The organism is Streptomyces sp. bgisy159 (assembly GCF_057707805.1).
Genome location: NZ_JBYIQX010000008.1, coordinates 197,018 through 209,428, shown reverse-complemented (window position 1 = coordinate 209,428; position 12,411 = coordinate 197,018). Strand labels below are relative to the sequence as shown.

Here is a 12,411-nt window from a genome sequence, read left to right as displayed (position 1 = left end):
CAGCCGAAAACCGGTGGACCCGACCCCGTAATGTGGAGTGCGTGACCGTGAACGCTAAGACCAGCGCGAGCGCTGGCAACACCTGGCGAGATCTGCCCGCGGCGCAGCAGCCCGAGTACCCCGACCCCGAGGCTCTGCGCGCAGTCGTTGCGGACCTCGAGTCGTATCCTCCGCTCGTCTTCGCGGGCGAGTGCGACCAGCTGCGCGCCCGGATGGCGTCCGTCGCCAAGGGAGAGGCGTTCCTCCTCCAGGGCGGCGACTGCGCCGAGGCCTTCGACGCGGTGTCCGCCGACCACATCCGCAACAAGCTGAAGACGCTGCTCCAGATGGGCGCCGTGCTGACGTACGCCGCGTCCGTGCCCGTGGTGAAGGTCGGCCGTATCGCCGGCCAGTACTCCAAGCCGCGCTCCAAGCCGACCGAGACCCGGGACGGCGTGACCCTGCCGACCTACCGCGGCGACTCCGTCAACGGCTTCGAGTTCAGCGAGGCGGCCCGGATCCCGGACCCCGAGCGGCTCAAGCGGATGTACCACGCCTCGGCGTCCACGCTGAACCTGGTGCGCGCCTTCACCACCGGCGGCTACGCCGACCTGCGCCAGGTGCACGCCTGGAACCAGGACTTCGTGAAGTCGTCCCCGTCGGGCCAGCGCTACGAGCAGCTGGCGCGCGAGATCGACAACGCGCTGAACTTCATGCACGCCTGCGGGGCCGACCCGGAGGAGTTCAAGACCGTCGAGTTCTTCTCCTCGCACGAGGCGCTGCTGCTGGACTACGAGTCCGCGCTCACCCGCGTCGACTCGCGCACCGGACACCTCTACGACGTCTCGGCGCACATGGTGTGGATCGGTGAGCGCACCCGCCAGCTGGACCACGGGCACGTCGAGTTCGCCTCGCGGATCCGCAACCCGATCGGCATCAAGCTCGGCCCGAGCACCACGGCCGAGGAGGCGCTGCAGTACATCGAGCGCCTGGACCCGGAGCGCGAGCCGGGCCGGCTGACCTTCATCGTCCGGATGGGCGCCGACAAGATCCGCGACAAGCTCCCCGAGCTGGTGGAGAAGGTCACGGCGTCCGGCGCGGTGGTGGCCTGGGTGACCGACCCGATGCACGGCAACACCTTCGAGGCGGCCTCCGGGCACAAGACCCGCCGCTTCGACGACGTGCTCGACGAGGTGAAGGGCTTCTTCGAGGTCCACAAGGGCCTCGGCACCCACCCGGGCGGCATCCACGTCGAGCTGACCGGCGACGACGTCACCGAGTGCGTGGGCGGCGGCGACGAGATCTTCGTCGACGACCTGCACCAGCGCTACGAGACGGCCTGCGACCCGCGGCTGAACCGCAGCCAGTCGCTGGACCTGGCGTTCCTCGTCGCGGAGATGTACCGGGACCAGTAGGCACAGGGCACAAAAGGGGCGCGGATCACACGGGATCCGCGCCCCTTCGCTCTTTCGTGAGCTTCCCACCCGGGCTAAGGTTAGGTTTGCCTCACCGGAAAACGGGATGGCAGTAGGTACAGCGATCCTGATCGGGAGGTGGGCCGGGTGTTCGTCTGCAGTTGCTTCGGCGTCACCGAGCAGCAGGTCAGGCACCATGCCGAGAACGGTGCCTGCACTCCGCGCCAGATTGCCTCCGCCTGCAAGGCGGGCACGGACTGCGGCTCGTGCGTACGACGGATCCAGGCGCTCCTCGGCCGTGGCGCGTACCCCCGCCGGGACCTCGTCGAGCAGGGCAGGCCCGCGCTCACCGGTCTGGACGAGGCCGCCTAGCTGGTAGCCGGCCCACGCCCGGCCCGCGCCTAGCTCTCCGGCTGCTCGATCAGCTGGGCGATGTACAGCGCCTCGCCGAGCTTCTCCACGAGGTCCAGCTGGGTGTCCAGGTAGTCGATGTGGTGCTCCTCGTCGGCCAGGATGTCCTCGAAGATGTTCGCCGACGTGATGTCGCCCTTCTCGCGCATCACCTTGATGCCCCGCTTGAGCCGGTCGATCGCCTCGACCTCGATCTCCCGGTCGGCCTCGAACATCTCCTTCACCGTCTGCCCCACCCGCACGTGGAACAGCCGCTGGTAGTTGGGCAGCCCCTCCAGGAACAGGATGCGGTCGGTGAGCACCTCGGCGTGCTTCATCTCGTCGAACGACTCGTGGCGCGTGTACTTCGCGAGCTTGGTCCAGCCGAGGTTCTCCTGCATCTTCGCGTGCAGGAAGTACTGGTTGATCGCGGTGAGCTCGCCGGTGAGCTGCTCGTTGAGGAATTCGATGACCTCGGGGTCGCCCTGCATCGCAGCGGCTCCTTCCACATGGGGGAGATGAGGTTGCGGCGGCATCCTCGCACCGGCACGGAAGATCGTCCAGTAAGTGCGTACTTAGTAAGTAAGCGCAAGCTTAGTGAGGTTTCACCTGGTTTGCCGGATTTATGGATGGGCTGGTCATGTGCACCGTGCCGGGTCTGTCAGGATGGGAGACATGGGTCATCCGGTGGAGCGAGCGACAGGAGAAGCAGCGGCGTCCGAGCTACCGCCGGGACAGCGGGTACAGCGCGGCTGGCCGGTCACCCACTACGGTCCCGTCCCCAAGTTCCGGCCCGAGCGCTGGGAGTTCCGCGTCTTCGGCGCCACGGCTGACGGCGCCAAGCACTGCTGGACCCACGAGGAGTTCACGGCCCTGCCGTACACCACCGTCGAGGCCGATCTGCACTGCGTGACGAAGTTCAGCATGCTCGGCGCCGAGTGGGGCGGCATCCCCGCGCGGACCGTCCTGGACATCGCCCCGCCCGCCCCCGAGGTCACCCATGTGATGGTCTGGGCGGAGTACGGCTTCAGCTCCAATCTGCGCCTGTCGGACTTCACCGCCGAGGACACGATCTTCGCCACCCACAAGGACGGCGAACTCCTCACCGCCGAGCACGGCTTCCCGCTGCGCCTGATCGTCCCCCACCTCTACGCCTGGAAGGGCCCGAAGTGGGTCCGGGGCGTGGAGTACATGACCGCCGACCGGCGCGGCTTCTGGGAGGAGCGCGGCTACCACAACATCGGCGACCCCTGGAAGGAACAGCGCTACTCCTACCAGGAGGAGCCGGGGGAGGGGCCGGAGCTCTGACGGGTCAGCCGTCGCGCAGCTTCTTCAGCCGCTCCACGTCCGCCGCGTGCCCCTCCTTGCCGCCGGGCGTCTCGATGACCAGGGGTACGCCCTCGGTGGCCGGGTGGCTCATCAGGGCCCGGAACGGGTCCTCGCCGATGTGTCCGGCGCCGATGTTCTCGTGCCGGTCCTTGTGCGCGCCCGCGACGTCCTTGGAGTCGTTGGCGTGGATCAGCCTCAGCCGGCCCTCGCCGACGGTGCCGACCAGCTCGTCGAGCGTCCGGTGCATGCCGTCCGGGCCGGTCAGGTCGTGCCCGGCGGCGAAGATGTGGCAGGTGTCCAGGCACACGCCCAGCCTGGGATGCGCGTCCAGCGCCTCGAAGTACGGCCCGAAGTCCTCGGCGAGCGAGCACAGCGAGGACCCCTGCCCCGCGGTCGACTCGATCAGCAGGTACGGGTCGTCGTCGTGGGTCAGCTCGTCCAGCAGCGGCAGCAGGCGCTCGCGCACCTGCCCGAGCGCCACCGAGCGGTCCCGGCCGCCGGTCGCGCTGCCGGTGTGCACCACCACACCCAGCGCGCCGATCGCCCGCCCCCGCCGCAGCGAGTGCCGCAGCGACAGCACGGACCGCTCCACGGTCGCCTCGGTGTGCGAGCCGAAGTTGATCAGGTACGGGGCATGGACGTACGCCGGGACCGACTCGGCCGCGCACGCCTCGCGGAACGCCTCGTCCTGCGCCGCGTTCCCGGCGGGCGTGGCCCAGCCGCGCGGGTTGGCGACGAAGACCTGCACCGTCTCCGCCGCGAGGTCACGGGCGTAGGCCAGGCCGGTGGAGTGCAGGCCGCCGGCCACCGGGACATGGCTGCCGACGGGGTTGCGGGAGGGGAAGGAGAACTGCTGGCCGGAGGGGCGGTACTGGCGTGTCACCCGTCCAGGGTGACACGCCGCGCGGACCGTCCCGTCACCGGATGGTGATCGTGATCGTGGACCCCTTGGGCGCGGTGTCCCCGCCGTCCACGGACTGGCTCTTCACGGTGTCCCCGAAGAACCCGAGGATGCCGCGGTCCTCCTTCACCTTGAAGCCGGCGCCCTCCAGCGCCTCCTTCGCGTCGTCCACGCTGTCGCCCACCACGTCCGGGACCTCGACCATCACCGGTCCCTTGGACACGGTCAGCGTGACGGTGTCGCCCTCGGCGGCCCGGCTGTCCGCCTCCGGGGACTGGACGGCGACCTCACCCTTGTCGAACTCGGAGTTGACCTCCTCGGCGGCGACCGTCACCCGCAGGCCGGCCGCCTCCAGCTCCGCCCGGGCGTCCTCCAGGTCCGTGCCGGTGACGTCGGGAACCTCCACGGGGCGGCCCTTGCTGACGACCAGGGCGACGGCCGAACCCGCCCGCCGGTCGGTGCCCGGCCCCGGGTCGCTGCTGATCACGAAGCCCTTGAGCACGTCGTCACTGAACTCCTCCGTGACCAGGCCCGGTGCCAGCCCCTCCGCCTTCAGCCGCTCCCGGGCCTTGTCCAGCCGGGTGTCCGTCACGTCCGGGACCCGCACCGTCTGCGGGCCCTGGGAGACCACCAGCGTCACCGAGGCGTCGCCGCGCACCCGGGAGCCCGGCCCGGGATCGGTGCTGATCACCCGGCCGCGCTCGACGGTGTCACTGAAGTCGCGCTCCACCTTCACGCCCAGTCCGGCGTCCGCCAGCCGGTCCGTGGCCTGCTGCTCGGTCTGCGTCAGCACCGCGGGGACGGTGGTGAACTGGCCGGCGTTGATGTACCAGACACCCGCGCCGACGCCCAGCACCAGCAGGACGGCGGTCACCACGGCGAGCAGCCGGGGCCGCACCCCCCGCCGGCGCGGCGGGAGCGGGGGAGGGGGCGGGGCGGCGAGACGCGAGGTCCGGTGCACCCCGTCGGCACCGCCGGCACCGCCCTCGTCGGGCTCGTCCTCGTTCACCGGCAGCGGCCTGAGCACCGTCAGCGCACGCGGGATCACGCTGGTGCGGTCCTCGGCGTTGTCGTGCCCGGCGGAGCGGGCCTGCGGCGGCGTGGCGTCCAGCTGCTCCTCGCCGAGCCCGGCGCGCGCCTCGCGCGCCTGGGCCAGCAGTGCCACCGCGTCGTGCGGGCGGACGTCGGCGTTGCGGGCGGTCGCCGAGGCGACCAGCGCGTCCAGCTCGTACGCCAGGCCCGGCACGGCGGCGGAGGGCGGCGGCACGTCCTCGTGGAGGTGTTTGTACAGAACGATCGCGGGGGTCTCCCCGGAGTGCGGCTTGTCACCGGTGAGCATCTCGTACAGCATCACGCCGCAGGCGTACACGTCGGCCCGGGCGTCCGTGGTGCCCTGCTCGATCTGCTCCGGCGCCAGGTACGAGACGGTGCCGAGGACGGCCCCCGTGGTGCTGGTCACCGTGTCCACCGACCGCACCAGGCCGAAGTCGGCGACCTTGACCCTGCCGTCGTCCCCGATCAGCACGTTCTCGGGCTTCATGTCGCGGTGCACGAAACCGGCGCGGTGCGCGGCGCCGAGCGCGGCCAGTACCGGTTCCAGGATGTCCAGCGCCGCCCGCGGCTGCAGGGCGCCCCGCTCGCGCAGCACGTCGCGCAGGGTGCACCCGGCGACGTACTCCATGGCCAGATAGACGTACGACCCGTCGGTCCCCTGGTCGAAGACCTGCACCACGTTCGGGTGGGCCAGCCGGGCGACCGACTTGGCCTCGCGGATGAAGCGCTCCACGAACGCGCCGTCCACCGCGAGTGAGGGATGCATCACCTTCAGCGCGAGCACGCGGTCCAGGCGGGTGTCCACGGCCCGGTAGACCGTGGCCATCCCGCCGACCGCGATCCGCGCCTCGACGCGATACCGACCGTCGAGCACCTGCCCGACGAGGGGGTCCTGAAGGGTCGTGTCCACGCAGCGAGTCTACGAGCCGCCACCGACACCCCCACCCGATCCACCCGATCACCGCACGACTGCAGCCGACCTGTGACGTGTACGCGAAGGACTGCCGCCCGGCGCCGCCGCCGGGCGCGGGGACTCAGAAGGCCGGCCGCTCCGGATCCAGCCGGGCCAGGCCCTGCGAGGGAGAGGACGCCTCCGCGAAATGCCGGCGGGGAATCCGCCCCGCCCGGTACGCCAGCCGCCCCGCCTCCACCGCGTGCCGCATCGCGTCGGCCATGAGCACCGGCTCCTGCGCCCGCGTCACCGCCGACGCCAGCATCACGCCGGCACACCCCAGCTCCATCGCCAGCGCCGCGTCCGACGCCGTACCGGCGCCCGCGTCGAGGATCACCGGTACGCGCGCGTGCTCCACGATCAGCTGGAAGTTGTGCGGGTTGCGGATCCCGAGGCCCGACCCGATCGGCGACCCCAGCGGCATGATCGCCGCACAGCCCACGTCCTGGAGCCGGCGCGCCAGCACCGGGTCGTCGTTCGTGTACGGCAGCACGGTGAAACCGTCGTCCACCAGCGTCTCCGCCGCGTCCAGCAGCTCGATCGGGTCCGGCAGCAGGGTCCGCTCGTCGGCGATGACCTCCAGCTTGACCAGGTCGGTGCCGAGCGCCTCCCGGGCCAGCCGGGCGGTGAGCACGGCCTCGCCCGCGGTGAAACATCCGGCGGTGTTCGGCAGCACCCGGATCCCGAGCCGGTCCAGCACCGACAGCACGGACCCGTGCACCGACGGGTCGACACGCCGCATCGCCACCGTCGTCAGCTCCGTGCCGGACGCGACCAGCGCCCGCTGAAGCACCTCAAGGCTCGGGGCGCCGCCGGTGCCCATGATCAGGCGGGACGTGAAGGACGTACCGCCGAGGACGAGGGGATCGTCGGCCATGGTCAGCCTCCTTGGACGGCGGTCAGGACCTCCACCCGGTCACCCTCGGAGAGGACCGTGGCGGGCCACTGCGCGCGCGGGACGACGGTTTCGTTGAGGGCGGCGGCCACCCCCGAGGGGGCCGCGGTCAGGTGCCGTACGACGGCGTCGAGCGCCGTGCCGGGGGCGATCTCGCGCCGCTGCCCGTTGACGGAGATGGTGACCGGGACGTTCATGCCGGCTGCTCCGCCCGGGTGAACCGCTTCGGCGTGAAGGGGCGAGCGACCTCCGGCAGCTCCCCGGTGGCCAGCACCTGGCCGAGGGCGTCACCGGTGACCGGCGTGAGCAGCACCCCGTTGCGGTAGTGGCCGGTGGCCAGCAGCAGCCCGTCCAGTCCGGTGGGGCCGAGCAGCGGCGCGTTGTCGGGGGAGCCGGGGCGCAGTCCCGCGCGGGTCTCCGTGAGCGGCAGCTCGGTGATGCCGGGCACCAGCTCGTGCGCGTCCCGCAGCAGCTCGTAGACGCCGCCCGCGGTCACCGTGGTGTCCCAGCCCAGTTCCTCGCTGGTGGCGCCCACGACCAGCTCGCCGTCCTCGCGCGCCACCAGGTAGACGTGGCTGCCGCGCACCACGGCGCGCACCGTCCGGCTCAGGAACGGCGCGTGGCGGCGCGGCACGGTCAGCCGCAGCACCTGGCCCTTCACCGGCCGCACCGGAGGCAGCACGTGGTCCGGGACGCCCGCCAACCGCCCGCTGAGGCTGCCGGCGGCGAGCACCACCTGGTCGGCGGAGAGGGCCGAGCCCGCGCGGGTCACGGCTCCGGCGGCCCGCTCCCCGGCGACCGTCAGGCGCTCGGCCCACTCCCGGTGGAAGACCACACCCGCCCGCTCGCAGGCGGTCACCAGCGCCGCCGCCAGCCGCCGGGGGTCCACCTGGTGGTCGCCGTCCACGCGCAGCCCGCCGCGCACACCGGGCGCCAGCATCGGCTCCAGCCGTCGGCACTCCCGCCCCGACAGCCACTCGGACTCCAGCCCCGACTGCCGCTGCAGCGCGTGCAGTTCCCGCAGGTGGGCCCGGTCGTCGGCGTCGAGCGCGACGGCCAGTGTGCCGCTGGGCCGGTAGCCGAGGTCCTGGCCGGTCAGCTCGGTCAGCTCGGCCGCGAACTCCGGGTAGCGGCGGGCCGAGGCGAGGTTGAGACCCAGCAGGGCCTGCTCCCCGTAGTGCAGTTCGGTGACGGCGGCCAGCATCCCGGCGGCCACCCGGGCGGCCCCGCCCCCCGGTTCGGGGTCCACCACGGCCGTGGCGAGGCCCCGCTGAGCGGCCCGCCACGCGGTGACCAGGCCGATGATCCCGCCCCCGATGACAAGGACGTCGGACGTACGTGACGACATGGGCGTCCAGCCCCTCCCTTCGCCGGCATGACCCGGATCAGGTTCGTACGGTCGGAGGCCGCCAGCCTCCCTCTCAGCCCGGTGCGTCCGGGCTCCCGCGAGTGCTTTACGGTGGCCACCCTAGCCCGTGCCGATCGCCTCAGTAAGGGAGCCCCGAACCGTGCCCCGCTCGCTCGACGGACTCGTCCTCGCCCCCGTGGCCGACCAAGCCCCAGGTCAGGTGGGCACCTCCACGCGGTTCACCTACCACGAGAAGGACGGCGAGATCTGGGCCGAGTACGCGGGCGGTGACGTCGTGCGCGGCCACCTGGTGGGCACCCGGCAGGGCGACCGGCTCGACTTCCGGTACGTGCAGCTCAGGACCGACGGCACCACGTCCGGCGGGCACTGCCGCTCCACGGTCGTGGAACTGCCCGACGGGCGGGTGCGCCTGGAGGAGAGCTGGGCGTGGGAGTCGCAGGACGGCAGCGGGACGAGTGTGGTGGAGCAGGTCACGGGGTATGACGGCTGACGCCCGAGGCACGGGAAGCCGGGGCCTGATGAAGTGTCAGTTGTCTATGGTGATCGGGTGAGCGTGAACAGCGGGCTGGGACGCGGGGACGGCGGGTCGCCGGAGCGCGTGGTCGTCGTCGGCGCGGGCATGGCCGGCGTGCAGACCGCGGTCGCGCTGCGCGAGCGGGGCTTCACCGGCACGGTGACCCTGATCGGCGCCGAACCCCACCAGCCCTACGACCGGCCACCGCTGTCCAAGGCCGTCCTGCTCGGCAGGGCCGAGGGCTCGGCCTTCGAGGTGGACTTCGAGGGCCTCGGCATCGACCTGCTCCTCGGCCGCGAGGTGACCGGGCTGCGCTCCGCCGACCACGAGGTGGACACCGAGGCCGGACCCGTCCCGTACGACGTGCTCGTGGTCGCGACCGGCGCCGAACCGCTGCGACTGCCCGGCACCGAGGGCATGCCCGGCGTGCATCTGCTGCGCACCCTCGACGACGCCGAGCGGCTGCGGCCCGTGCTCGCCCGGCAGCACGACATCGTGGTGGTCGGCGCCGGCTGGATCGGCGCGGAGTTCGCCACCGCCGCGCGCGAGGCCGGCTGCGCGGTCACCGTCGTGGAGGCCGCCGACCGGCCGCTGGCCGGCGCGCTGCCCGCCGAGGTGGCCGCCCCGATGACCGCCTGGTACGCCGACAGCGGCACCGTGCTGCGCACCCACGCGCGCGTGGCGGGCGTCGAGCCCGGCTCGGTGGTCCTCGACGACGGCACCCGGCTGCCCGCCGACGCGGTCGTGGTCGGCATCGGTGCCCGCCCCGCGACCGCCTGGCTGGCCGGCTCCGGCATCGCGACCGGCACCTGGGGCGAGGTCGTCGCCGACGACCGGCTGTGCACCTCCCTGCCCGATGTGTACGCGGTCGGCGACTGCGCCTCCTTCCCCTCGGGGCGGTACGGCCGCCGCCTCCTCGTCCACCACTGGGACAACGCCCTGCAGGGCCCGCGCACCGTCGCCACCAACATCCTCGGCGCCACCACCGGCGAGGTCCCGGCGCTCTACGACCCCGTCCCGTACTTCTGGTCGGAGCAGTTCGGCCGTTTCGTGCAGTACGCCGGCCACCATGCCGACGCCGACACCACCCTGTGGCGCGGCGACCCGGCCGGCCCGGCCTGGAGCGTGTGCTGGCTGCGCGAGGGCCGGCTGGTCGCCCTGCTGGCGGTGGGCCGGCCCCGGGACCTGGCGCAGGGGCGGCGCCTGATCGAGGCGGGGGCGCGCATGGACCCCGCCCTGCTGACGGACCCGGGACGTCCGCTGAAGAACGCGACCGCCACTCCGTAGGGCCGTCGCGGCCGGACCCCCTGCGGGGCGCCGTGCCCGGGGCGGTCCGTCGCGAGGGGACCGGCGGACCGCCTACCCTGGATCCCGTGACCGAGATTGACGCAAAGATCGATGCTCTCGTCCCCGCCTGGCTCACCCTCCCCGACATCGCCGAGATGCTCGGCGCCGAGGTGACGCGCGTGCGGCAGCTGGTCAAGGAGGGCCAGCTCATCGCCGTACGCAGGGGCGAGAACCGCGCGCTGCACGTCCCCGCCGCCTTCATCGACGGGGACAAGGTCGTCAAGGGCCTGTCCGGCACCCTGACGCTCCTGCGGGACGACGGCTTCACGGTCGAAGAGATGATCGAGTGGCTCTTCACCCCCGACCCCACCCTGCCCGGCACCCCCGCGCAGGCCCTGAGCGAGAATCGCGGCACGGAGGTGAAGCGGCGCGCCCAGGCGCTGGCCGTCTGAGCCGACGCGACACGGCGTGCCGCCGTACCGGGAACGCCTCGGCGTACCGCCCCACCGAGAACCGCCCGGCGTGCGGCCCGGCCCGCCCGGACCGCACGCCGCCCGCCGCCACCGCCCCAGGGGGGACACCCGCATGCCCGACACCGCCCGCGCCCGGCTCGCCGACGCCCGGCTGTACCTGTGCACGGACGCCCGCAGGCGCCAGGGCGACCTCCCGGAGTTCCTGGACGCGGTCCTCGCGGGCGGCGTCGACGTCGTGCAGCTGCGCGACAAGGGCATGGAGGCCGGTGAGGAACTGGAGCACCTCGCCGTGTTCGCCGACGCCTGCGCCCGCCACGGCAAGCTGCTCGCGGTCAACGACCGGGCAGATGTCGCCCACGCCGCCGCCGCCGACGTGCTCCACCTCGGCCAGGGCGACCTGCCCGTCCCCGCCGCCCGCGCGATCCTCGGTGACGAGGTGCTGATCGGACGCTCCACGCACAGCGAGGCGGAGGCCGCCGCGGCCGCCGTCCAGGAGGGCGTGGACTACTTCTGCACCGGCCCGTGCTGGCCCACCCCCACCAAGCCCGGCCGCCCCGCGCCCGGCCTGGACCTCGTCCGGTACACCGCCTCGCTGGACACCGGCCGGCCCTGGTTCGCCATCGGCGGCATCGACCTCGGCACCCTCGACGAGGTGCTGGCCGCGGGCGCCCGGCGGGTGGTCGTGGTCCGGGCGATCACCGAGGCGGACGACCCGGGAGCGGCGGCGGCCCGTTTCGCGAAGCAGCTGCGGAGCGTCTGAGGCTCCTTCGGCGGCCGCTCCGCCGGCAGCTGTCCGAGGGGTGGACAACAAACCGGCAATCCGGGCAAATTTCCCTCCCGCGGTTGGGGGACCGGCACACCCTGGCTAACCTGCGGGTATGGCCCTAGGAACCGCCTCCACCAGGACGGACCGCGCACGCACCGTGCGCGACATGCTGGCTGCAGGCAAGACGACGTACTCGTTCGAGTTCTACGCGCCGAAGACGCCCAAGGGTGAGCGGAACCTGTGGAACGCGCTGCGCCGGGTCGAGGCCGTGGCCCCCGACTTCGTCTCGGTGACCTACGGCGCCGGCGGCTCCACCCGGGCCACCACCGTCAAGGAGACCCAGCAGATCGTCGTCGACACCACGCTCACCCCGGTCGCCCACCTGACCGCGGTGGACCACTCCGTCGCCGAGCTGCGCAACATCATCGGCCAGTACGCCGACGCCGGGATCCGCAACATGCTCGCGGTGCGGGGCGACCCGCCCGGCGACCCCATGGGCGACTGGGTCGCGCACCCCCGCGGCCTGACCTACGCCGCCGAACTCGTCCGGCTGATCAAGGAGTCCGGCGACTTCTGCGTGGGCGTCGCCGCCTTCCCCGAGATGCACCCGCGCTCCACCGACTGGGACACCGACGTCAGCCACTTCGTCGACAAGTGCCGGGCCGGCGCCGACTACGCCATCACGCAGATGTTCTTCCAGCCCGAGTCCTACCTCCGGCTGCGCGACCGCGTCGCGGCGGCCGGCTGCGACACCCCGGTCATCCCCGAGGTCCTGCCGGTGACCAGCGTCAGGATGCTGGAGCGGCTGCCCAGGCTGAGCACCGCGTCCTTCCCGGAGGAGCTGAAAGAGCGGATCCTCACAGCCAAAGACGATCCGGCCGCTGTACGCTCCATTGGCATCGACTTCGCCACGGAGTTCTGCGCGCGGCTGCTGGCCGAGGGAGTGCCCGGACTGCACTTCATCACGCTCAACAACTCCACGGCGACCCTGGAAATCTACGAGAACCTGGGCCTGCACCACCCTCCGCAGGCCTAGACCGGCCGTACCGCGATACGACACACTGCGGACGGCCGCTGGGAGAGGGGCG

General features: G+C 72.5%; 14 protein-coding genes and 1 riboswitch. Of the genes, 8 read left to right on the top strand and 6 right to left on the bottom strand.

All coding sequences use genetic code 11. The features are described from left to right. The first annotated feature begins 41 nt into the window (after positions 1 to 41). Positions 42 to 1,394, top strand: coding sequence for a class II 3-deoxy-7-phosphoheptulonate synthase (locus AC3ET3_RS11420; protein WP_432135573.1), 1,353 nt, complete (start codon positions 42 to 44; stop codon positions 1,392 to 1,394). 138 nt (positions 1,395 to 1,532) lie between these two features. Further along, complete coding sequence (locus tag AC3ET3_RS11415; protein ID WP_432135572.1) at positions 1,533 to 1,766, top strand: (2Fe-2S)-binding protein; 234 nt, start codon at positions 1,533 to 1,535, stop codon at positions 1,764 to 1,766. A 29-nt stretch (positions 1,767 to 1,795) separates the two neighbouring features. Here AC3ET3_RS11415 and bfr read toward each other — a convergent pair whose 3' ends face one another. Then, complete coding sequence (gene bfr, locus AC3ET3_RS11410; RefSeq protein ID WP_432135571.1) at positions 1,796 to 2,275, bottom strand: bacterioferritin; 480 nt, start codon at positions 2,273 to 2,275, stop codon at positions 1,796 to 1,798. A gap of 184 nt (positions 2,276 to 2,459) precedes the next feature. Here bfr and AC3ET3_RS11405 point away from each other — a divergent pair, with 184 nt between their 5' ends. Then, entirely contained in the window at positions 2,460 to 3,092 is a 633-nt protein-coding gene (locus tag AC3ET3_RS11405; RefSeq protein ID WP_432135570.1) for a sulfite oxidase-like oxidoreductase, read from the top strand. 4 nt (positions 3,093 to 3,096) lie between these two features. Here the strand turns inward: AC3ET3_RS11405 and AC3ET3_RS11400 are convergent, their stop codons facing one another. The 5 genes from AC3ET3_RS11400 to thiO form a co-directional block, all read right to left on the bottom strand. After that, positions 3,097 to 3,996, bottom strand: coding sequence for a deoxyribonuclease IV (locus AC3ET3_RS11400; protein WP_432155736.1), 900 nt, complete (start codon positions 3,994 to 3,996; stop codon positions 3,097 to 3,099). A gap of 34 nt (positions 3,997 to 4,030) precedes the next feature. Next, positions 4,031 to 5,977: a Stk1 family PASTA domain-containing Ser/Thr kinase gene (pknB, locus tag AC3ET3_RS11395; RefSeq protein ID WP_435612048.1), complete on the bottom strand. Its 1,947-nt coding sequence runs from the start codon at positions 5,975 to 5,977 to the stop codon at positions 4,031 to 4,033. 124 nt (positions 5,978 to 6,101) lie between these two features. Further along, positions 6,102 to 6,896, bottom strand: coding sequence for a thiazole synthase (locus tag AC3ET3_RS11390; protein ID WP_432140019.1), 795 nt, complete (start codon positions 6,894 to 6,896; stop codon positions 6,102 to 6,104). Positions 6,897 to 6,898: 2 nt separating this feature from the next. After that, positions 6,899 to 7,111 carry a sulfur carrier protein ThiS gene (gene thiS, locus AC3ET3_RS11385; RefSeq protein WP_432140020.1) on the bottom strand — a complete coding sequence of 71 codons (213 nt, stop codon included), beginning with the start codon at positions 7,109 to 7,111 and terminating at the stop codon, positions 6,899 to 6,901. Then, positions 7,108 to 8,262, bottom strand: coding sequence for a glycine oxidase ThiO (gene thiO, locus AC3ET3_RS11380; RefSeq protein ID WP_435612047.1), 1,155 nt, complete (start codon positions 8,260 to 8,262; stop codon positions 7,108 to 7,110). Before thiO ends, thiS begins: the two co-directional genes overlap by 4 nt. Then, positions 8,260 to 8,371, bottom strand: a riboswitch (TPP riboswitch). (Overlaps the previous gene by 3 nt.) A 51-nt stretch (positions 8,372 to 8,422) precedes the next feature. On the opposite strand from thiO, the gene AC3ET3_RS11375 reads away from it, so the two are divergent. From AC3ET3_RS11375 to metF, 5 genes are all read left to right on the top strand, one after another. Continuing rightward, positions 8,423 to 8,773 carry an avidin-fold protein gene (locus AC3ET3_RS11375; RefSeq protein ID WP_432140022.1) on the top strand — a complete coding sequence of 117 codons (351 nt, stop codon included), beginning with the start codon at positions 8,423 to 8,425 and terminating at the stop codon, positions 8,771 to 8,773. A 108-nt stretch (positions 8,774 to 8,881) separates the two neighbouring features. After that, positions 8,882 to 10,084, top strand: coding sequence for an NAD(P)/FAD-dependent oxidoreductase (locus AC3ET3_RS11370; RefSeq protein WP_432140033.1), 1,203 nt, complete (start codon positions 8,882 to 8,884; stop codon positions 10,082 to 10,084). An 86-nt stretch (positions 10,085 to 10,170) separates the two neighbouring features. Beyond that, complete coding sequence (locus tag AC3ET3_RS11365; RefSeq protein ID WP_432140023.1) at positions 10,171 to 10,536, top strand: Rv2175c family DNA-binding protein; 366 nt, start codon at positions 10,171 to 10,173, stop codon at positions 10,534 to 10,536. 133 nt (positions 10,537 to 10,669) lie between these two features. Next, entirely contained in the window at positions 10,670 to 11,317 is a 648-nt protein-coding gene (gene thiE / locus AC3ET3_RS11360) for a thiamine phosphate synthase (RefSeq protein ID WP_432140024.1), read from the top strand. A gap of 118 nt (positions 11,318 to 11,435) precedes the next feature. Beyond that, positions 11,436 to 12,359 (top strand): methylenetetrahydrofolate reductase [NAD(P)H], encoded by a 924-nt coding sequence (gene metF, locus AC3ET3_RS11355; RefSeq protein ID WP_432140025.1) that lies wholly within the window; start codon positions 11,436 to 11,438, stop codon positions 12,357 to 12,359. Positions 12,360 to 12,411: the final 52 nt, after the last annotated feature.

Excerpts from the sequence above, each read along its gene's own strand:
- bfr (WP_432135571.1), bottom strand. The coding sequence starts at position 2,275 with ATGCAGGGCGACCCCGAGGTCATCGAATTCCTCAACGAGCAGCTCACC.
- AC3ET3_RS11405 (WP_432135570.1), top strand. The coding sequence starts at position 2,460 with ATGGGTCATCCGGTGGAGCGAGCGACAGGAGAAGCAGCGGCGTCCGAG.
- AC3ET3_RS11390 (WP_432140019.1), bottom strand. The coding sequence starts at position 6,896 with ATGGCCGACGATCCCCTCGTCCTCGGCGGTACGTCCTTCACGTCCCGC.
- thiS (WP_432140020.1), bottom strand. The coding sequence starts at position 7,111 with ATGAACGTCCCGGTCACCATCTCCGTCAACGGGCAGCGGCGCGAGATC.
- thiO (WP_435612047.1), bottom strand. The coding sequence starts at position 8,262 with ATGTCGTCACGTACGTCCGACGTCCTTGTCATCGGGGGCGGGATCATC.
- thiE (WP_432140024.1), top strand. The coding sequence starts at position 10,670 with ATGCCCGACACCGCCCGCGCCCGGCTCGCCGACGCCCGGCTGTACCTG.
- metF (WP_432140025.1), top strand. The coding sequence starts at position 11,436 with ATGGCCCTAGGAACCGCCTCCACCAGGACGGACCGCGCACGCACCGTG.